18 protein-coding genes are annotated in these 18,764 nt (G+C 59.6%); 11 read left to right on the forward strand and 7 right to left on the reverse strand.

All coding sequences use genetic code 11. From position 1 onward, the window contains the following. Positions 1 to 8: 8 nt before the first annotated feature. From BS629_RS09585 to BS629_RS09600, 4 genes are read left to right on the forward strand one after another with little or no spacing between them, the layout of a single operon-like run. The gene (locus BS629_RS09585; protein WP_018244783.1) at positions 9 to 2,312 is read left to right on the forward strand and encodes a sensor histidine kinase; all 2,304 of its coding nucleotides are present in this window, start codon (positions 9 to 11) and stop codon (positions 2,310 to 2,312) included. Continuing rightward, positions 2,299 to 2,724: a response regulator gene (locus BS629_RS09590; protein ID WP_018244782.1), complete on the forward strand. Its 426-nt coding sequence runs from the start codon at positions 2,299 to 2,301 to the stop codon at positions 2,722 to 2,724. Before BS629_RS09585 ends, BS629_RS09590 begins: the two co-directional genes overlap by 14 nt. A 4-nt stretch (positions 2,725 to 2,728) precedes the next feature. Next, positions 2,729 to 4,324: a response regulator gene (locus BS629_RS09595; protein WP_018244781.1), complete on the forward strand. Its 1,596-nt coding sequence runs from the start codon at positions 2,729 to 2,731 to the stop codon at positions 4,322 to 4,324. Between the two features lie 21 nt (positions 4,325 to 4,345). Next, positions 4,346 to 5,965: a VOC family protein gene (locus tag BS629_RS09600; protein ID WP_018244780.1), complete on the forward strand. Its 1,620-nt coding sequence runs from the start codon at positions 4,346 to 4,348 to the stop codon at positions 5,963 to 5,965. Positions 5,966 to 5,968: 3 nt separating this feature from the next. On the opposite strand, the gene BS629_RS09605 is transcribed toward BS629_RS09600, so the two are convergent. The 3 genes from BS629_RS09605 to BS629_RS09615 form a co-directional block, all read right to left on the reverse strand. Continuing rightward, a complete protein-coding gene (locus BS629_RS09605) occupies positions 5,969 to 6,862 on the reverse strand; it encodes a DMT family transporter (RefSeq protein ID WP_018244779.1) in 894 nt (297 codons plus the stop codon). A gap of 107 nt (positions 6,863 to 6,969) precedes the next feature. Next, positions 6,970 to 8,454 (reverse strand): FAD/NAD(P)-binding protein, encoded by a 1,485-nt coding sequence (locus BS629_RS09610; protein WP_018244778.1) that lies wholly within the window; start codon positions 8,452 to 8,454, stop codon positions 6,970 to 6,972. 54 nt (positions 8,455 to 8,508) lie between these two features. After that, on the reverse strand, positions 8,509 to 8,937 hold the full coding sequence (locus BS629_RS09615) for an OsmC family protein (protein WP_018244777.1): 429 nt from the start codon (positions 8,935 to 8,937) through the stop codon (positions 8,509 to 8,511). A gap of 143 nt (positions 8,938 to 9,080) precedes the next feature. Between BS629_RS09615 and BS629_RS09620 the strand changes: the two genes are divergently transcribed. From BS629_RS09620 to ku (BS629_RS09630), 3 genes are read left to right on the forward strand one after another with little or no spacing between them, the layout of a single operon-like run. After that, a complete protein-coding gene (locus tag BS629_RS09620) occupies positions 9,081 to 9,341 on the forward strand; it encodes a hypothetical protein (protein WP_018244776.1) in 261 nt (86 codons plus the stop codon). Positions 9,342 to 9,387: 46 nt separating this feature from the next. Then, entirely contained in the window at positions 9,388 to 9,621 is a 234-nt protein-coding gene (locus tag BS629_RS09625; protein WP_018244775.1) for a DUF2188 domain-containing protein, read from the forward strand. 18 nt (positions 9,622 to 9,639) lie between these two features. Continuing rightward, positions 9,640 to 10,494 carry a non-homologous end joining protein Ku gene (gene ku, locus BS629_RS09630; protein WP_018244774.1) on the forward strand — a complete coding sequence of 285 codons (855 nt, stop codon included), beginning with the start codon at positions 9,640 to 9,642 and terminating at the stop codon, positions 10,492 to 10,494. Between the two features lie 177 nt (positions 10,495 to 10,671). Here the strand turns inward: ku (BS629_RS09630) and ku (BS629_RS09635) are convergent, their stop codons facing one another. Then, the gene (ku, locus tag BS629_RS09635) at positions 10,672 to 11,478 is read right to left on the reverse strand and encodes a non-homologous end joining protein Ku (protein WP_018244773.1); all 807 of its coding nucleotides are present in this window, start codon (positions 11,476 to 11,478) and stop codon (positions 10,672 to 10,674) included. Between the two features lie 237 nt (positions 11,479 to 11,715). On the opposite strand from ku (BS629_RS09635), the gene BS629_RS09645 reads away from it, so the two are divergent. From BS629_RS09645 to BS629_RS09655, 3 genes are read left to right on the forward strand one after another with little or no spacing between them, the layout of a single operon-like run. Beyond that, complete coding sequence (locus BS629_RS09645; protein WP_018244771.1) at positions 11,716 to 12,450, forward strand: SGNH/GDSL hydrolase family protein; 735 nt, start codon at positions 11,716 to 11,718, stop codon at positions 12,448 to 12,450. Between the two features lie 43 nt (positions 12,451 to 12,493). Further along, positions 12,494 to 13,849, forward strand: coding sequence for an O-antigen ligase family protein (locus BS629_RS09650; RefSeq protein ID WP_077988123.1), 1,356 nt, complete (start codon positions 12,494 to 12,496; stop codon positions 13,847 to 13,849). Continuing rightward, positions 13,836 to 14,942 carry an acyltransferase family protein gene (locus BS629_RS09655; RefSeq protein WP_018244769.1) on the forward strand — a complete coding sequence of 369 codons (1,107 nt, stop codon included), beginning with the start codon at positions 13,836 to 13,838 and terminating at the stop codon, positions 14,940 to 14,942. The genes BS629_RS09650 and BS629_RS09655 overlap by 14 nt, the downstream gene beginning before the upstream one ends. A gap of 34 nt (positions 14,943 to 14,976) precedes the next feature. On the opposite strand, the gene BS629_RS09660 is transcribed toward BS629_RS09655, so the two are convergent. The 3 genes from BS629_RS09660 to BS629_RS09670 all read right to left on the reverse strand — a co-directional run bounded on the left by BS629_RS09660 (position 14,977) and on the right by BS629_RS09670 (position 17,719). After that, entirely contained in the window at positions 14,977 to 16,122 is a 1,146-nt protein-coding gene (locus tag BS629_RS09660; protein WP_018244768.1) for a right-handed parallel beta-helix repeat-containing protein, read from the reverse strand. A gap of 74 nt (positions 16,123 to 16,196) precedes the next feature. Continuing rightward, positions 16,197 to 16,841 carry a lipase family alpha/beta hydrolase gene (locus tag BS629_RS09665; protein WP_077988124.1) on the reverse strand — a complete coding sequence of 215 codons (645 nt, stop codon included), beginning with the start codon at positions 16,839 to 16,841 and terminating at the stop codon, positions 16,197 to 16,199. A gap of 182 nt (positions 16,842 to 17,023) precedes the next feature. Next, positions 17,024 to 17,719, reverse strand: a complete 696-nt coding sequence (locus BS629_RS09670; protein WP_018244766.1) for an alpha/beta hydrolase — start codon at positions 17,717 to 17,719, stop codon at positions 17,024 to 17,026. A 520-nt stretch (positions 17,720 to 18,239) separates the two neighbouring features. On the opposite strand from BS629_RS09670, the gene BS629_RS09675 reads away from it, so the two are divergent. After that, on the forward strand, positions 18,240 to 18,722 hold the full coding sequence (locus tag BS629_RS09675; RefSeq protein WP_018244765.1) for an MSMEG_0572/Sll0783 family nitrogen starvation response protein: 483 nt from the start codon (positions 18,240 to 18,242) through the stop codon (positions 18,720 to 18,722). The last annotated feature ends 42 nt before the right edge of the window (positions 18,723 to 18,764 follow it).

Genomic DNA, 18,764 nt, shown 5'->3' on the forward strand with positions numbered 1-18,764 from the left:
TTGTTCGAATGAACCTCGCTGTCCTTCGACATCACCATATCGCGGTTCCACTGAAATTCGATATACCTCATCGCAGATCATTTCGCAAAAAGCGTGGCACCGCCCCGCCTTGCCTATTGAGTATTCCTCGATTTCGGAAAAGATGGCCGCGCGAACCGAAGGAGGACACACGGGTGCAGGATCAGGGCAACGTGGACCTGCAGGATCAGCCAAGGCGGCACTACCGTGCCTTTGCGATTGCGGTCGGCTGCCTGATGTTCCTTCTCGGCTTGACTGCCCTTGCCGGCTGGCTGCTGCAGGTCGAGATTGTCATTTCGCTGGTTCCCGGCTTTCCGTCGATGGCCTTCAACACCGCGCTGTGCTTCGTGCTTTCCGGCGTGGGGCTTGCCGCCTCGACACTGGCGGCCCGCCGTTTTCGCGTGACGGCAACGATCACGGCGGGGCTTGCGGCGGCGATCGCTGCGGCCCGGCTCGTGGAAATCGTCACGATCGGGCGGACTTTTCACAATGTCGACGTGTTGATCACGCGCTTCCTGGTTCCGCCCGATTTCATCGCCAAGATCGGCGGCGGCATGGGACCGAACACGGCGTTGGTCTTCCTGATCGCCAATCTTTCGCTGCTGCTCTCGCTCCACATGGAGAAAAAGAGCCAGGTGGTGCAGGAACTGACGAGCTATGTCGTTGTCACGCTCGGCATGATCGCGCTGGCCGGCTATGTCACCGATGCCGAACAGGGTTACCGCTGGGGTCCCTATGCGGCAATGGCGCTGCATACGGCGATCGGCATCGTGATCTTCGGCTCGGGGCTTCTCGCCCGCTCCTGGTGGATGCAGCCGGCAAACCGGGCGCAGATCCCGCTCTGGATCCCGGCTGCGGTCTGCTTCACCGGCCTTCTCGTCGATCTCTATACGCCGCTGGGTGTCGCCAACGGCATTCTCTATGTGCCGCTGGTGCTGACGGCGCTCTGGTTCGGCAACAGAAATGCGCCGCTTTTCTTCGCCTTTGCCTGCACCGTGCTGTTGATGCTCGGCTTTTTCGCCGTCAGGCACAATGAGGCGGCGTTCTGGCAGGAGATCGCCAACCGCACTATTACGGCTGCCACGCTCTGGCTGATCGCGCTCCTCGTCTACTATTTCATGCGCAACACCCATCACCTGGAAGGCGAGCGCGTCCGCTTCGGCGCGCTGGTGCGCGGCACCCCTGATGCGGTCGTCGTCATCGACGAGCGTGGAACGATCAAGAATTTCAATCCGGCGGCTGAAAGCATGTTCGGCTACTCCCCGCAGGAGACGATCGGCCGGAATATCAAGATGCTGATGCCCGAACCCTACCATTCCGAGCACGACGGCTATCTCGCCCATTACCGGCAGACTGGCGAGGAGCGCATCATCGGCACGACGCGCATGGTCTCCGGACGACGCAAGAACGGCATCGTCTTTCCGATCGATGTTTCCATCAGCGCCGTCGTCACCGGCCAGACAAAGACCTTCGTCGGTATCGTGCGCGACATCAGCGAGCGCGTCCGGCAGGAAGAACGGATGAAAACGACGCTTTCCCAGCTCGAGGCCTATACGGCCGAGCTCGAGCGCAGCAACCACGACCTCGATGAATTCGCTTATATCGCCTCGCATGATCTCAAAGAGCCGCTGCGCGGCCTGCACAACCACTCCCGCTTCCTTCTGGAGGACTATGAAGACAAGCTCGACGAGGACGGCGTACGCCGGCTGAACCGGCTCGTGCGTCTCAGCCAACGCATGGAGAAACTCGTCAACGACCTACTTTATTTCTCCCGGCTCGGGCGTCAGCAGCTGGCGGTCAAACGCACCGACATCGGCCTGATCGTCAAGGATGTCGTCGCGACGATGGAGTTGTTGCTGGAGGAGCGGCATGCCAAGGTCATCATTGACGGCCGGCTGCCGGAGGTGGTCTGCGACGCGCCGCGGCTGACCGAAGTGTTCCGCAATCTCATTACCAATGCGATCAAATACAACGACAAGCCGGCGCCGCTCGTCTCGATCGGTTACCTCGACCGTTTCGTCGGCAAGGACGGCACGGTTGCCCGCAACGTGTTTTTCGTTAAGGATAACGGCAAGGGCATTCCGCAGGAATTCCACGAGGATATTTTCCGCATTTTCAAGCGGCTGGAAAAGTCGCAGGATTCCGACGACGGCACCGGAGCAGGCCTTACCTTCGTGCGCAAGATCATCGCGCGGCACAATGGCGATATCTGGCTGGAATCCGAGGTCGGCACCGGCACAACATTCTATTTCACCTTGGGAAAAAAGCGCGAGGGGCAAAATGCAGCAGCGTGACACGCAACCGATCCTGATCGTCGAAGACAGCGAAGACGATTTCGAAGCGACGATGCGCGCCTTCAAACGCACCAACCTGCGCAACTCGATCCGCTGGGCGGCTTCCGGTCAGGAAGCGCTCGACATGCTCGCCTCAATGGTGCCGAAACCGGGACTGATCTTGCTCGATCTCAACATGCCGGGCCTTGACGGCCGCAAGACGCTGGAGGCGATCAAGTCGAATGCCGGCTGGCGCAAGATCCCGGTGGTGATCCTCACGACCTCCGACGACGAACGTGACATCGAAGGCTGCTATGCGCTCGGCGCCAATACCTATGTGCAGAAGCCGGTCGATCTCGACGGGCTCTTCGCCGCGATCCAGCGGCTGAAGGAATACTGGTTCGAAATCGCCATCCTGCCGCTCGAGGACTGACAGATTGGCGGAACACTGCTCCATTCTCATCATCGACGACAACATCGACGATCGCGAGGTCTATCGCCGCATATTGGGCCGCGTTTCCAGCACCGCCTATACCGTCGTGGAGGCGGAGACGGGCGAAGAGGGCCTTGCACTGAACGGCCGGAAACGGCCGGACTGCATCCTGCTCGACTATTCGCTGCCGGGGCGCGACGGGCTCGGCGTTCTTGCCGATATCCTGGAGGATGACCCCGCCGCCAACGTCATCATGCTGACCGGCCAGGGCAACGAAACCGTCGCCGTCGAGGTGATGAAGAGCGGGGCACGCGACTATCTGACAAAGGATTCGCTTTCGCCTGAAACACTGCATCGCTGCATCCAGAACGCCATCATGCACGGCATGCTGGAAGCAAAGCTGGAGCAGAAGCGACAATCGCTGGAGATCTTCACTCGCGCCATGGCCCATGATCTGAAGGAGCCGCTCCGGACGATCAAATCCTTCAGCCGCATCCTGCACGGCTCTGCCGCGCTCCCGGCCGAAGACCGGGAGTTGCTTGATTACGTACTCAGCGCCGCCGACCATATGGAAGACCTGATCGTCAAAGTCTCGGGTTTCACCAAGCTCGAGGCCTACGGCGGGCTGGAGCTCAGGCCGGTCTCGCTATCGGCCGTGCTCGACCAGGTGGAGGACAATCTGCGTCAGCAGACCGAAAGCCGCGGCGCCGTCATCATCCGCGGGGCGCTGCCGGAGGTCATGGGCGATGCGACGCTGCTGACCCAGCTCCTGCAGAACCTGGTGTCGAATGCCATCCGCTATTGCGAGCAGAAGGTTCCGGAGATCAGCATCATAGGCGAAGCGCAGGGCGATATCTGCCGCCTCACCGTGGGTGACAACGGGCCTGGCATCGATCCGGAGCATCGCGAACTGATTTTCCAGCCGTTCAAGCGCCTCGTCGGTCGTGGCATCGAAGGCACCGGGCTCGGCCTTGCCATATGCCGCCGCATCGCGCAGATGCATGGCGGCTCGATCTGGTGCGAGGCAGAAAATGGGCCGGGCGCCACCTTCATTCTCGAAGTGCCGCTCGCCGAGGTGAGGTCCACGCCGCCTGCCGCATCGGTCATCCCGCACAGCGCCAAGCCGGCGGAGCAGCCAGGCGAAGGTTCGGGCAGGCTGGCCGAGGTGCTGCTGGTGGAAGACAGCCCGGCCGACATCCAGATTCTGAAGATCAAGCTGATGCGGCGGGAGAAGGTGAATTTCAACCTGCATGTCGCCACCAACGGACGCGAGGCAATGCGGCTGCTCGAAGAACGCGCAGGCATCGCCGATGTGCCGCAGATCGACCTGATGCTGCTCGACATCAACATGCCGATCATGGACGGCTTCGAGGTGCTGCATGCGCTTTCAGCCGACGTCCGCCTCAAGCAAATTCCCGTCTGCATCCTCAGCACGTCAAGCGACGAGAGCGACATGCGACGGGCCAGAAATCTCGGCGCGCGCGCCTATATGGTCAAGCCGCCGACCCTGCAGCAACTGGAAGAGGCGCTCGAAGATGTTGAACATTTGGAGTTGTTGCAGCGCGGCGATTCGCTTGCGCTTTGTGCGGAACAAAACTAAGCGATCGTCATTGGCAACGGTATGACCTTCGCAGCTCTCATACTCGCGCTCCTGACGACGCCGCTTCAATCAGGACTGCTCTCGATGGTATCAGGCATACATCACGTCACGGCCGTCACCCGAAAGGTGCAGGCGAACGTGGACTTCTACGCGGGATTTCTCGGTATGCGGCTCGTCAAGCAGACAGCCGGTTACGAGGACGCGACGCAACTTCATCTCTTCTATGGCGATGCGGCAGGGACGCCGGGTTCGCTGCTGACCTTCCTCGCCTGGGAAGATGGCGCGCCCGGCCGGGCCGGCTATGGCCAGATCAGCGAAATATCGCTGTCGATCGACCCTGCCAGCATCGGCTACTGGCTGACGCGCGCCATGAGCTTCGGCCTGCGCTCGGAGGGCCCGGCCGACGAATTCGGTGAGCCCGTCCTGCGGCTGAAGGACCCTGACAACATCATCCTCAAGCTCGCAGGCGCAAAGAACTTGGTATCGCCGGCCGCCTGGGACGGCGCCTCGATCCCGGCCGAGCATGCCATCCAGCGGGTGCGCGGCGCCACCATGCTGACGGAGAAGCCCGCCGAAAGCCGCAACTTCCTCGAGAGCCATTTCGGTTACCGTTTCCAGGCCAGCCGCGGCACGATCGACAGGCTGGTGTCGCAGTCCGGCGACATTATCGACGTGCGCGATGCGCGTGGCTTCTGGTCCGGTGCGCCGGGCACCGGCACGGTCGATCACGTCGCCTTTCGCGCCGCCGACGAGGAGACGCTGCTTTCGGTTCGCAAGGCGCTGGAAGCGACCGATGCGTCGCCGACCAATATGCACGACCGCAAATATTTCCGCTCGCTCTATGCGCGCGAGCCCGGCGGCACGCTGGTGGAGCTTGCGACCGACAAGCCGGGCATGACCGTGGACGAAGAGCACGCCGCCCTCGGGGGCAAGCTCTTCGCGCCACCCGAAGCCATCACCAATCTCCATGACCTGAAGGTGATGCTGCCGCAATTTTCAATGCCCGGTCAGCCGCGCATCAATTATCGCGAGCTGCCATTCGTCCATCGTTTCTATACGCCCCCCGATCCCGATGGCAGCGTCTTCGTGCTGCTGCACGGCTCCGGCGGCAATGAGACGACGCTGATGCCGCTGCTGAACAAGGCGGCGCCGCGGGCGACGCTGCTCGGCGTGCGCGGCCGGGCGACGGAGGAAGGGTTTCCACGCTGGTACAAGCGCATTACTCCCTTCTCCTTCGACCAGAACGACATCAAGACCGAGGCGGAGGCCTTCGCGGCCTTCATTGAGGGCGCTGTCAAATCCTACGGGCTCGATCCTCAGAAGGTCGTCTATGTCGGCTACTCCAATGGCGCCAACCTTTTGAACTCGCTGCTCTACCTGCACCCGAACCTGGTTCACAAGGCGGTGCTGCTGCGCTCCATGCCTGTGCTCAGCGACTATCCGCATGCTGATCTGAAAGGCACGGACCTGCTCGTCATCAGCGGCAAGACGGATGCCTACGGCAAATATGCGAGCGAGTTGGAAGAGAGGCTGAAGAGTTCAGGCGCCACCGTCGATTCCGACGTCATCCCCGGCGGCCACGATCTCGGCGATGCCGACATTCCGATCATCCAGAAATGGCTGCTGCAGGAAAATCGCTGACGATCAACCGCGGCGGGCAACCATGATGCCGGCAAGCACGACGGCGCCGCCGAGCGCCTGCATCGTCCCGATCGCCTCGTTTAGCAACGCCCAGGCGAGAATGGCCGCAACAACCGGCTGCAACAGCAGCGTCAGCGAGGAAAAGGCCGCCGGCAGATAGGCCAGCGCATAGGTGATCGCCACCTGCCCGCCGGCATGGCTGATAAAGGCCAGGCCGAAAACGATCGACCAGCCGTAGACGGTCGCGGGCAGCATATGGCCCTCGTAGATCAGGCCGATCGGAAAGATGCAGACCGCAGCGCAGGCTGTGCTCCACAACATGATGCGGATCGTATCGAACCGGCTGCGCAGCCTGCCGATCGCCAGGATGTAGCAGGCATAGAAGAAGGCGGCGATCATCGCGATGCCATCGCCGCTGAAATCGCCGTTACCAATGGCTGCGGGCCCGCCCTTCAAAATGACGAGGCCGGAGAGAGCCACGGCAAGTCCGAGCATGAAGATGCGGCTGATCCTCGCGCTGAAGAAGAGGAAGGCGATCAGCGTGACGAAAACCGGTGCGAGGTTGGCCAGCAGCGTCGCATTGGCGACCGACGTCATGGTGAGCGAAAAGTGCCAGGCGCCGAGGTCGAGCGCCAGCATGACGCCTGGCAGAATCAGCATGCCATAGTCGGAAAGGCTCTGCGGCTTCGGCCCCGCATCCTTCTTCAGCAGCGAGACGACGACGATCGGGATCAGCGCCAGCGCCACGCGCCAGAAGGCCGTCGCCATCGGTCCGACCTCGGACAGTCTGACGAAGATCGGCGAGCCGCCGATCGCCGCCCCGCCGAGAAGCAGCGCCGCGAGGGCGAAACGATTGGAAGGCGAGGCTTCGGAAAGGGTGGAGGCAGCCTGCGACATGGTCTCGATATTTCTGGCCGCCCGAATGCCGGGCGGGAATTGGTGGCCGAGTGACTATCAGAAGTCGCTCACCGGGGACAGTCGAAGAGCGACATATCGATGGAAAATCAGGCAGGACGCCTATTCGTCGCGCTCGTCCGCAGCTTTTCGGCGATCTCGCCGGCGATGAAGAAGGCATGCTCGGTCACCTGCGGTAGACCCATCAGCTCGCCGAACGTGCCGCGTGCCAACGGGCCGGAGATCAGCAGCGAAGGATCTGCATGTCCGGACGGGCCGATCGCTTGCGAATGCTGGTTACAGGCAAGGCCAAGGCCGGTCGGATCGAGCGATAGGTGGCCGCTTGCGGCAAGTGCCGCGAGCCAGGGCTGGGTTTCGAGAATGCCACCATGCGCCGGGCCGGTGGTGACGACGACGGCGTCATAGCGCCGCTCCAGCGGCTGGCGCTGATGACGCGGCTGCAGGGTGCAAAGGATCAGTTCGTCTTCGATGCGCGCATCGGCAACCGAGCCGGCCAGGATATCCAGGCGGCCCGAGGCAATCGCTGTGTCGAGCACGGCCTCGACCTGCGGGGCAATGCGAAAGCGGTGAACATCCCAATAGGGACGCAGATGGCGGATGAGACGGCGTCGCTCGGCAACCGGCAGCGCCTGCCAGAGATCGTATCCCTGTGCCCGCACCTGATCGATCACGCCATGCCAGCTTATGCCCTCAGCCTTCGCCGCTTTTATGGCAGTGCGGATCGCTGCCAACAACGATATGGCGGAATGGGCGGCATTGGAGACGAAATCGCCGAAGAGCGGCTGCGGCACCGGCGCATGCCCGCGAGACCGCAGGCCGCGGCGCGAGATCGCGGTCACCGGGCCGTCATGCCCGCGGTCAGCAAGCGAGGCAATGACATCGGCAGCCGTCAGGCCATTGCCGATGACCAGCACCCGGTCATGCGGGCGGACCACGTCGAGCGCGCCCGGCTTGGTGGTATCGGCGACGAAACGGGGATGGGCAGCAAGCCGGGTCGCAAGCCGGCCGGGGGCTGCCGGCGGCGGATGGCTGGTGGCGATCGCGACGATATCGGCCTCCGTCACGCCGCCTCTGTCGTCGAGGATCGACCAACGGCCGGCACGGGCTTCGACAGCCGTCACCGCAGCGCGGTAATGACGCACGCTACCGTCTTCCAGCAGCGGCTTCAGCAGCGAGGCGACATATTCGCCGAAGAGCCGACGCCGGGGGAAGAGCGAGCCATCGGGCTGCCTGGCCTCAGGGTCGCCGGCGACGGCGTCGCGGGCTTCGATCCAGGCCAGGAATTCGCCCAGGTCATCGGGCTGCAGGCTCATCTTGGCGGCTGGAACATTGATGCGGTGGGCCGGATCGGCCGTGTCGTAGGCAAGGCCGCGGCCGAGCTCGGCGCGCGGCTCGAAGACCACGATGGCAGGGCGCTTGCCGCAGTCGGCTCTCGCGAGATGATAGGCGACGCCAGCGCCGGAGACACCGCCGCCGATGATGGCGACGACGGGCTGTTCAGACGTCGGGAGAGGCTTGGGCTGCATGGTGGCCGGGATCGTTGCTTTTGACGCACGAGCATAGAAGCCGGACATTGGTCACGCAATCCTCCGCTCTCGATTGTCTATAATTTTTATGTAGATACAGAATTACCCCGATATCGTCGTCGAGAACTCGGGATTGCCGCGGATGGTGTTGCTCACCGTGCAGATCTCGTCTTCGGCGGCATGGGCGATTTTCTGCCGGGTTTCCTCGTCGATATCGCCCTTGATCGAAAAGGCGATGTTGAACTTGGCGACGCGCGAAAGGCCTTCCGCGGCCTTCTCGCCGGTGACCTCGGCAGTGATCTCGCTGATCTTGTCGAGAATGCCCATCTGGCTGGCGGCGATGCGGGCGCTGAGCACCAGGCAAGCGGAGAGCGAGGAATAGAGCAGATCGAGCGGATTGAAACCTGGCTGCGACGGCGCGGTGACGATATCGATCTCGCCCTTGGTGGCGGAGGTGACGTGCGGGAAACCGGTACGGCCGAGAACGGCGGTGGCGCCGGTCGGGCGGGGACGAGCCTTGAGATCGGCCATGTTGAAATCCTCTTGCGAATATCTTGCAGATGGTGATTTCCGCCTGAGGCGGCAATGGCAAACGCCGCCATGGGTTTCGGAACCTTTCCATCCGTCATCAGTTGAATACACCTGAACGAAATCAGTGACAAAGGTGGATTGCGATGCCTGACGTCCGCAGCATGGATAACCAAGGCCGGCGGATGGATGCTCGCGATCGGCTGATCGTTGCGCTCTATGCGCAGCTGAAGGCCGAGCGGGAAACCCGCGAAACGCTGGAATGGGCGATCCGAAATGGCGCTGTCTCACAGGCGGTGCTGGAAGCCATCGCTGCCGATCCGGTTCCCGTCGTCACCAGCGAGGACATCGCATCGCTGGAGAAGATCATTGCGCTCGATGAACGGCGCAAATCAAAGCGGAACTAGCCGACGACATCATGCACCCTATTTAGTTGAGAAGAGGAGATCCGAAATGGCCGATATCACCTATCAGGTCGTGCCGCATGACAATGGCTGGGCCTATAAGCTCGGCGACACACTTTCGGAAACCTATGCGACAGCTGACGAAGCGATTGTCCATGCCAAGGACGCCGCATCGCGCCAGAAGATCGGCAATGGCGATGCGCTGCTCGCCTATCCCGCACCCGACGGCCGCGGCTGGGCATTTCAGGAACTCGAAACCGACAAGAGCGGCAGCCGGCTCTGATTTGCGACGGAGGATGGAATGACCGCTCGGGCAAGCTGGAAGGGTCATCTGAAGGTGGGCGACCTTGCCTGCGCGGTCGGGCTCTACACCGCCGTTTCTTCCTCCGACCGCGTCTCCTTCAACATTATCAACCGCAGGACCGGCCACCGGGTGGAACGACAATTCGTCGACAGCGAGACCGGTAAACCGGTCGAGCGGGGCGACCAGGTCAAGGGCTACCAGATGGAGAATGGCGACTACATCGTCATCGAGGGTGACGAGATCGCCGAAATCATGCCGGAAAGCGACAAGGTCCTCAATATCAAGGCTTTCATCGCCTTCGACGATATCGACAAGCTATATTTCGACCGCCCTTACTATCTCGCGCCCGTCGACGAACATGACGAGGAGGCGCTGTCGCTGATCGCCAGGGGCATGCGTGACGGCAAGGTCGCGGCTCTGGCCGAAGCCGTGCTTTTCCGGCGGATCCGGACGCTGCTGATCCGTCCGCATGACGACTACATCGTCGCGACGATGCTGAATTTCGACCACGAGGTGCGTTCTGCCGATACGGTCTTCAAGGATATCCCCGACATCAAGTTCGACAAGGAAATGATCGAGCTTGCCGGCCATATCATTGGCACTAAACAAGGCAGCTTCGAACCGAGCGAGTACGAGGATCGCTACGAGGCTGCCCTCGTCGAACTGGTGAAGGCGAAGATCGAAGGCCGGGCGCCACCGAAGAAGAAACAGGCGCCGGAACGCAAGGTCGTCGACCTGATGGAGGCACTGCGCCAGAGTGCCAAGATGAGCGGCAAGGCGCCAGCAAAGAAGGCCCTGGCGAAGAAGAAGGCGCCGGCGCGCGGCGACAGCCGCAGCAAGAAGGCAAGCTGAGATGGCCTCGCCCCCTGGCGGGCGATGGGCAATCTCAAGCGCACCCCACCTCGCGCGAATACAACGGTTTGTCGCGCCGGCGAAGCCGCGGGACCTGAAGCGCGTCAAAGTGGATTCCCGCGATGCTTTAAGTCTTTGATTTATGTATATCGTTTCCCAAAATCGCTGGCCACTTTTTCATTGGCGCGGCTTCTGGCCGCCTTCCGCTGCCAGGCTCTTCTTCAGCGCATCCATGATATTGATGACGTTGCCGGTCGATTTCACCGGTGCGGGTTTTGCCACGGGCGCTGCCTTCTTCAGGCTCTTCTGTTTGCCGCGGATCATCGACTTCAGGCGTGTCTGGATCGGGTCCTGCACCATGGTCGGGCTCCAATCCTTCGTCTCTTCCTTCACCAGTTGCGTCATCAGCGTCAGCAGCTTGCTGTCGATCTCGGTCTTATCGTCGAGTTCGGCTATGGGATCACGCACCTCGTCGCCGTAGCGCAGGGTCCAGAGAATGATGCCTTTGCCTTGCGGCTCCAGCAGCACGGCGCGCTCGCGACGATAAAGGACAAGACGGGCGATGCCGACGACCTCATTCGCCTTCATCGCCTCGCGGATGACGCAGAAGGCTTCCACCCCGACCTTGTCCTCGGGCGCCAGAAAATGCGGTTTGTCGTACCAGATCCAATCGATCGAGCCGCGCGGCACGAAACTGTCGATCTCGATGGTGCGGGTACTTTCGAGCCCGACCTCCTCGATCTCCTCGTCTTCGAGAAGAACATAGTCGTCCTCGCCGCGCGGATAGCCCTTCACCTGGTCCCTCTCGGCCACAGGTTTGTGGGTGACGCTGTCGACATAACGGCTTTCGACGCGGTTCTTCGTCTGGCGATTGAGGACATGGAAACGGACCTTGTTGCTTTCGGTCGTCGCCGGCGTCAGCGAGACGGCGGCGGTGACGAGCGAGAGCTTGAGATAACCTTTCCAGAATGTCTGACGTGCCATGTCTGTCCTGCCTCCCGGACACGGTTGGGCATGGCTATCAACGGCGGGTTCGGTCTTTGGTTCCGGCAATTGAAGATTTCGTCGATCAGATGCGGTCAGTGTATTTTCATTTCATGGATCGGCTGCCAATGGGCCGAGCATTGCGGGTGGAGAGACCAGAGCCAGTCTGTCCTTGCCACGGCCATTTTCCTCTTCAATAATGAAAGCTCCCAGGACGTCAGGATATCGGTAATCTGAATGTTGCGACTTTTCGCCAACCTCATCACTATCCTCGCATTGAATTTCCTTCTCATCGTCAGCAATGCTGGCCCGTCCTTCGGACAGGAATGCCCGGACCCTGCAAAAGTGTCGAATGCGCTGGCGCAACAAAAGCCGCCGAGCAAGAGATATGATCGCGCTCTTCCCAGCTATCGCGACAAATCGGGCCGATACAATCTGGCTCTTGTCGGCGATTCGCTCGTCGAACTCTGGCAGCCCTGGATCAAGGACAGCTTTCCGACGCGCCCCGTGATGAACCTCGCGGTCGCAGGGGATACCACGCAAAATGCATTGTACCGCCTCGATGGTCTAAACCTTCCGGATTTCCATCCCGCCGATGTCGTCGTGCTTATCGGCACGAACAACCTGGGTGTGAAAACTGCGCCATGCGCCGTGGCAGCTGGTGTCGTGGCTGTTGTCAGCAAGGTTCGCGCTCTTTGGCCAGGCGCCCATATTTATGCGTTGTCCATACCGCCTCGAGGCAAGCGCTATGCCTTCTACGAGGATGTACGAATTCCGGCCAACCACCTTGTAGCATCGTCATTGGCTGAAATGCCGGGTGTCACGTTCGCTCAAATGAACGATGATATGTTGCGGTGCGGCAAGCCAAGCGATAAGGAATGTTCCAACTACAAGCCTGACCATCTTCATTTCAATGAAGGGGCATACAAGCTGATCACGAGCTTCCTCGCCGCAGCGGGTCTACAGCTTTGATTTTTGCCGCTCAGGTGGTTACCAAAACGTAAGGCGGAGTGTCATGAGCACCTCATTTGACAGCTACCAACCGATTGGCCTGCAAAGACATAGACCCAGAGCTCGCGCGCAATATCGCATTCGGCGTGAAACCTTCGTGCGGATCGTCCTCTCGGCAATATTTTATATTTCCCTCTGGAGAGCGACCGGCATGTGGTATGGGCTGCCGGCCGACTTCCAGGAGGGTGTCGGCAAAGACCCCATGCCGATGCGACTGCTGCTAATGTCGCTCGTTCCGCTCATCGGCCTTTACTGTGTGCTGGAGCCCAGGCGAGTCTTTGAATTGATTCGCAGCGCTTCGCCGCTGGTCGGCATAGTCTTCCTATGCGTCTTTCTCTCGATTGCTTTCTCCGTCAGCGTAGGATCCTCGCTCCGGTCCTTAGTGGCCGTCGCATTGCTGACAGCTGGACCCCTTCTTTACCGGGCCCGTTATGGAGCCGTCGACACATTTGAAAGCCTGGCGAAATTTGCGATTGCGACGGCTTTCATCAATATTCTTTACACCGCAGCTTTTCCACGCTTCGCTGTCATGAGAGGCAGTTATGCCGGGATGGTGAAAGGGGCATTTTACCACAAAAACATGCTCGGCCAGTTTTCGGCAACCAACTTCATCTTGCTGCTGCCGGCCCTGCCGATGTGGCGTCTGCGCTACTATGATCTCCTCAGATGGGCGGCAATGCTGCTCTACCTCGTGCTCATCGTGCTGGCGAAATCGTCAACGACCATCATCCTGCTTTCGATCGGAATAGCCGTATACTACGGAATGAGCTGGATTCAGCGCTTTCCAGGCCGCATCTTCAGATCCTTCGTCGTTCTCCTTGCATTCGCCCTGCTGGGCTTTGTCGTCTCCGTCGCCTTGATGGGTGTGGCCCAGGCGATTGCCGAATCCTTCGGGAAAGACCTTACGCTCAGCGGACGTACGAATGTTTGGGAACAGTTGCTGCCGCTGATTTCCGAGCGGCCGCTTACGGGCTGGGGATTTGCCTTGTTCCGACAGCCCGAAATCATGGAGCAATATGTTCGCCTAACCTGGGATGCTCAATCCACGCACAACACCTATATCGAACTCGCGCTGAACATGGGCATACCCGCCACCATAATCTGGACCTCGTTCGTGGTGGTGCGGCTCGTGGCGAAGATGACCTCGTCGCCCCTAAGTCAAGCGCTGGCCATCACGAAGAGGAAAGAGGTTGTCATTATCCTCCTGATCCTGATCGGCGCGTTCACCGAAGCCGGAATGATGCTCGCCCCCTTCATCTTGTGGCCCCATACCGTGATCGCACTGACGGGCCTTGGGCCAGAGTTTCTCTCTCGTTTCCGCAAACCGACCAAGGCTGGCGACCAACATGCATCAGGCTAAAAATGTGAGTTCCAAGAATCGCAGACTGGTCGGCCTCGATGGGATTCGCGGACTGGCGGCCATTTGTGTGGCCGTGCATCATACCGAAGGCTTTGTCGGTTTCGATGCAGCACCCGCTGCCTACCTCGCCGTCGACCTGTTCTTTTGTCTCAGCGGCTTCGTGATCGGTCACGCTTATGAGCGGAAACTCATTCAAGAGTCTTCACTTTCTGCGAACGATTTCGCCATCAAGCGCCTCATCCGCTTGTATCCGATGTATTTGTTCGGCTTGTTGCTCGGCGTACTCGCATATGCGGGCATGTCGCTCAGCAGAAATCAGCAAATCGATCCCATGCTGTTTGCCACCTCCCTGATTGCCTCGATGTTCTTTCTGCCGGCGATCGGTGGAACATCGCTGAAGGCGCCGAACCTGTTCCCCTTCAACGGTCCGTCATGGTCGCTATTCCTGGAGATCGTGATCAACCTGGCCTACGGCTATGCAGCACGAATGCTGTCCAGCGGCGTGCTCGTTATCATCCTGCTTGCGTCATGGGTTTGGTTGGCGGCGCAAACGCTGGCCCATGGAAGCGCCGACCTGATCCCGCTCGACGGCGCTTTGCTCTCCGGATTTCCCCGCGTTCTCTTTTCCTTCACCCTCGGCATCTTGATGTACCGCTACCGCGCGCGGCTTTCTCCTTCAGGCATCGGAAAAGCAGCCGCAGTGACAACAATCGTCGTCGCGACTGCTCTTCTTGTCTTTCAGGCGCCAGCCGCCTTGGTTGGCATTAAGGACCTGATTGTCATCACCGCTTTATTTCCCATCGCAGTGCTTGTCCTTTACACAGCCAACTTCGATGGCGTGCTGCGGCAGCCGCTTCTTATCGCGGGAGAGGCGTCTTACGCGCTCTATGCAATTCATGTTCCGCTGCTGGGCTTGCTGTTGGGAGCCTGGAAAGCCGCCGGCCTGGGGCAACCGCCGGCTTGGGCAATCTTTGCCATCGTTCTTCCGCTGATCGTCCTATTGGCGATTATCGTCACCCGCCTTTACGATGAGCCGGTTCGCAAAGCGCTCAGCGCTCGAAAGGCCATGAGGCTTGGCTGGCGTCGATCCTGATTTTGGCGCGATCCTGGCCCCCCCGTCGCACCGCTTAAATCGAGAGATAGCGCTTCTGCCAAGGCAGCCTGTGTTCCTGCCAGGCGCGCGGTGTGAAGTCGTCATAGGCAGTCTCGGCGATCGCCAGCATCCAATTCTGCTCCTTGCGGGCCAGCAAGACGCATGACAATTCCATGCCAGGCTCAACCGCGATGGAGGGTCGGTTGGCGCCTGCGATATCGATCCCCTTGTCACGCCACTGGATGCGGATTTCGTCGGGCTCGGATGTCCATTCGCCGGAGGAAACCGAAGCCTTGCCGTCAGGCTTCAAGCGAAGCGGCGGCGGGGTGACATTCAGAAAGCTGCCATCGTTGCGATAGTTGCCATCGATATCACCCGCAGTCGCTTTGCCGTTTCCCTTGAGAACGATGTCCTGTTCGCACCGCAGAAATATGTTGCGCCGAAAGCTGCCGGACCACCGACGGTTGGCGAAGAATGCGATGTCGCATTGGCTAATGACGTTGTCGTGGATATCGATGTCTTTGCGAAATGCCAGCTCCTGATCCGAAAAGCCACTCAGGCTGACGCCACGATTGGTGTTCTCAATCCAGTTGTCATAAACGTGATGCCCGGCGTGGTCGGCCTTGTCGCCAATGCCGTAGCCGAAGGAATAATCATTCATCCTGCCGTCGCGCATGATGTTGCTGCGCACCACGGCGTCATCCCCGATCGACGAAAAGGAGAAATTCTTGCCGCCGATGAAATTGTACTCGACCAGGTATTTTCGAGTTTTGTCGCAGACCAGCGCACCCTTGTTCGATGCGCTCGCCGGCGACTGCAGGAAGAGGTTGCCGCGGATTACGATATCGGAGCTGATATTGTCGTCGCTGTTTTGATAGGCGAACTGGCAGCAGTCTGCTCCCTCGCCCGGTGCCGCGCCGATGCGATTGTTCTCCAGCAACACGTGCGTCGTCTTCGTCAGGTAGATGCCGTCGCCGTTCACATTCTCCGTTTCACAGCGCCTGACGGTGAGATTCTTGCCATTGTGAAATTTGAAGCCTCGAGGAGAATTCTTCACTATAACGTCTTCGATCACCGTATCGGAAAACACCTGATAGGCGACGCCGACATCGGGCGCACCATCGATGACCTGTCCGCGTGTAGACGCGCCGTGAACTTTCTTTCGCAGGATGGCGGTCATTGCATTTCCTTCGATACCGGTGCCGCGGGGAATTAAGCAGAGGGCATGTGGCGGATGTTTGAATATTTGGACATTCAGCTTGTAAACCGCCCATCCTTCAAAAACGACAGGGTCTGGTTCCACATCGTCTTGTTGACGGGTAGGAAAGTGTGGTTTGCCGGGACGACGATATGCGCCGCCGCGCCGTCGAGACGGGTGCTCTCCACTGAAACCTTCCCATCATTCGGAACCCTGAGGCCGATGATAAGGGAAGAGACCGGGTCGATGGTCCGATTCCCGGCGATGATGCCAAGTTCGACCGTGCCGAACAGCTCGGTCATGGCGGTTTGATCGGTAATCAGCTGTTGTCCTGCCGGTCCATAGACCTTCCTATATAAGGGCCAGCTCTTGAGGAAATCGGCAATCTGTCTGCCGTTGTTCGGCGTTCCGACCATGACTACTCTGCCCAGCTTGGCTGGACGATAGCGCGCGAGAAAAGCACGGATGACCAGCCCACCCATCGAATAACCGACGAAATGGACCCGGCCATCGCCTGCTTTCTTCACGGCGTCGTCGATCTCCGGTCGAATGATGTCGACGAGGTCGCTGATCGAAAACCTGGTGGAGAGGTATCCGACATTCACAACCCGATAACCGTGGCCGGACAGGGAGCCGGCGAGCTTCTCCATGCTTTTCTTCGTCCGGGCAATGCCGTGAAAGAGGAGAACTGTGTCGTTCATCACTGTCCGCTCAACGTGCCGCTGTCGCTCATGCACCTATCCTGTAGCTCTCAAGGTGAACCGTGTCGATTAATGCCGAATAGCCAGACATCCGAACAGTTTCGTTTCTCTAAGCCGGAGCATGCAAGGCCTGAAAGCAGGGGTGCGCTTATTCTCACGCCCCCGCCACAAGCGCCTTGTTCTTACTTTGAGACTGCCATGGCCGCCTCATCGATAAAAGCCGCGACCTCCAGAGGCTTTGATTGCGGCAAGGCATGACTTGCCTCCAAGGTCATGACTCTCCGAGCACCGAGACGAGCCGACATTGCTGCCTGGTTTTCAGGAGCAATCATCCTGTCTTCACTTGCTATTTGATACCAGGATGGCTTCTTCCGCCAGGCGGGCGCGGTGATGACGTCACCAAAGGTACCGGCAAGCGGCGCTTTTTGGGTAGCCGCCAGAACGACACCTTCTTCGGGAGGCAGATCCTCGCAGAAGCTTTCATGGAATTTGTCGGCCTTGAGCCAGAGATAGTTGTCGCTGTCCGGCTCGATATTGGCCAGTGCCGCAGGAGGATGCTGTTGGGTGATGCTGCCTGGACTTTCGCCTGCATCGGGGGCGAATGCGGCGATATAGACAAGGCCGGCTACATTCGGTTGATCTCCGGCTTCGGTGATGACCGCACCGCCGTAGGAATGACCGACGAGCACGACCGGCCCTTTCTGCTGGGCCACCATCTTGCGTGTCCGTTCGGCATCCTCGGCTAGCGAAGTCAACGGCAGTTCGACCGCGCGAACGGACTGATAGCCCCTATGCGCCAGCTCGAGTATCACCTTTCCCCAATGGGCGGCACCACCCCAAAAGCCGTGCACCAGAATGATCGTGGGTTTATGACTCATAGTTTCTCCTGTTTTCTGAAAAGAGCGATACGACCGTGATCGGCGAGAACGGACTCCAAATATCCTCTGCCGGCGGAAGAACGGTCTCACGCACACATCCAACCGCCTTAATTGATTGCATTCAATATAGCTAGATTTTTTCGATTGAAGCGATTAATGCATATTGACGCCTAGCCTTCTTCGGACCGAGACGCATCCATTGCATTGCGACGCCGCCGGAAAGGCGGCCTCAACTCGGACAACGGCTTCAATCCTGGCCCCGCGCCGCGCCAGTATCAATGCTTCCTGCAATGATTGACGACCAATTGAATGCACCTGATTTGAGCTTTCGTGCATTCTATTTTTGCACGCCGTCGCTCAGAAAATTAGCTCTAAAATTTTCGCTTTCGTTATTGATAGCATAATTGAATGCATTATCGGCAGATTTGACTGCTATTTGTGCATAATCAATCTGGCATAGCGCTTGCAATTGGATGGATGCTCCCCGGATGGGGATCGGATTTCAATCAAGGAGCCATCCATGCCCGCAGTGACCAAGCCAGCCAATCAAAAAGGCGACTTTCTTGTCGATTACGAGGACAAGGTTTTTGAGGACGTACAGGCCGGCGAAGGCGAAAAGGCCCTCGTCACCTTCCATACAGTGGCCTTCGAAGGATCGATCGGATTCGTCAACCTGCTGCAGGCGACGCGCCTGAAGCGGAAGGGGTTCGAGACCTCGGTCCTTCTCTACGGCCCGGGCGTCACGCTCGGCGTCCAGCGCGGTTTTCCGACGCTCGGGGCGGAGGCCTTTCCCGGCCATCTGAATTTCAACAACCAGATCGTCAAGTTCATGGAAGAAGGCGGCAAAGTCTATGCGTGCCGTTTTGCCCTTCAGGCGCTTTACGGCCATGGCGAAGGCGCGCTGATCCCCGGCATCACGCCGATCAGTCCACTCGACGTTCTCGACCTGATCCTGATCCATCGCCGCGACGGCGCCTTCATCCTTGATACCTGGACGCTCTGAGCATCAGGCGCCCAAAAAAATAAAGGGCGGAGCCTTGGCGCT

The organism is Rhizobium leguminosarum bv. viciae USDA 2370 (assembly GCF_002008365.1).
Classification (GTDB): domain Bacteria; phylum Pseudomonadota; class Alphaproteobacteria; order Rhizobiales; family Rhizobiaceae; genus Rhizobium; species Rhizobium leguminosarum.

What these genes read in the sequence shown, in the direction of transcription:
- BS629_RS09610 (WP_018244778.1), bottom strand. Translation starts at nt 8,454, where the DNA reads ATGTCCGGCTTCTATGCTCGTGCGTCAAAAGCAACGATCCCGGCCACC.
- BS629_RS09620 (WP_018244776.1), top strand. Translation starts at nt 9,081, where the DNA reads ATGCCTGACGTCCGCAGCATGGATAACCAAGGCCGGCGGATGGATGCT.
- BS629_RS09675 (WP_018244765.1), top strand. Translation starts at nt 18,240, where the DNA reads ATGCCCGCAGTGACCAAGCCAGCCAATCAAAAAGGCGACTTTCTTGTC.
- BS629_RS09665 (WP_077988124.1), bottom strand. Translation starts at nt 16,841, where the DNA reads ATGAACGACACAGTTCTCCTCTTTCACGGCATTGCCCGGACGAAGAAA.
- BS629_RS09585 (WP_018244783.1), top strand. Translation starts at nt 9, where the DNA reads ATGAACCTCGCTGTCCTTCGACATCACCATATCGCGGTTCCACTGAAA.
- BS629_RS09645 (WP_018244771.1), top strand. Translation starts at nt 11,716, where the DNA reads ATGTTGCGACTTTTCGCCAACCTCATCACTATCCTCGCATTGAATTTC.
- BS629_RS09590 (WP_018244782.1), top strand. Translation starts at nt 2,299, where the DNA reads ATGCAGCAGCGTGACACGCAACCGATCCTGATCGTCGAAGACAGCGAA.
- BS629_RS09650 (WP_077988123.1), top strand. Translation starts at nt 12,494, where the DNA reads ATGAGCACCTCATTTGACAGCTACCAACCGATTGGCCTGCAAAGACAT.
- BS629_RS09660 (WP_018244768.1), bottom strand. Translation starts at nt 16,122, where the DNA reads ATGACCGCCATCCTGCGAAAGAAAGTTCACGGCGCGTCTACACGCGGA.
- ku (WP_018244774.1), top strand. Translation starts at nt 9,640, where the DNA reads ATGACCGCTCGGGCAAGCTGGAAGGGTCATCTGAAGGTGGGCGACCTT.
- BS629_RS09605 (WP_018244779.1), bottom strand. Translation starts at nt 6,862, where the DNA reads ATGTCGCAGGCTGCCTCCACCCTTTCCGAAGCCTCGCCTTCCAATCGT.
- BS629_RS09625 (WP_018244775.1), top strand. Translation starts at nt 9,388, where the DNA reads ATGGCCGATATCACCTATCAGGTCGTGCCGCATGACAATGGCTGGGCC.
- ku (WP_018244773.1), bottom strand. Translation starts at nt 11,478, where the DNA reads ATGGCACGTCAGACATTCTGGAAAGGTTATCTCAAGCTCTCGCTCGTC.
- BS629_RS09615 (WP_018244777.1), bottom strand. Translation starts at nt 8,937, where the DNA reads ATGGCCGATCTCAAGGCTCGTCCCCGCCCGACCGGCGCCACCGCCGTT.
- BS629_RS09600 (WP_018244780.1), top strand. Translation starts at nt 4,346, where the DNA reads ATGACCTTCGCAGCTCTCATACTCGCGCTCCTGACGACGCCGCTTCAA.
- BS629_RS09655 (WP_018244769.1), top strand. Translation starts at nt 13,836, where the DNA reads ATGCATCAGGCTAAAAATGTGAGTTCCAAGAATCGCAGACTGGTCGGC.
- BS629_RS09670 (WP_018244766.1), bottom strand. Translation starts at nt 17,719, where the DNA reads ATGAGTCATAAACCCACGATCATTCTGGTGCACGGCTTTTGGGGTGGT.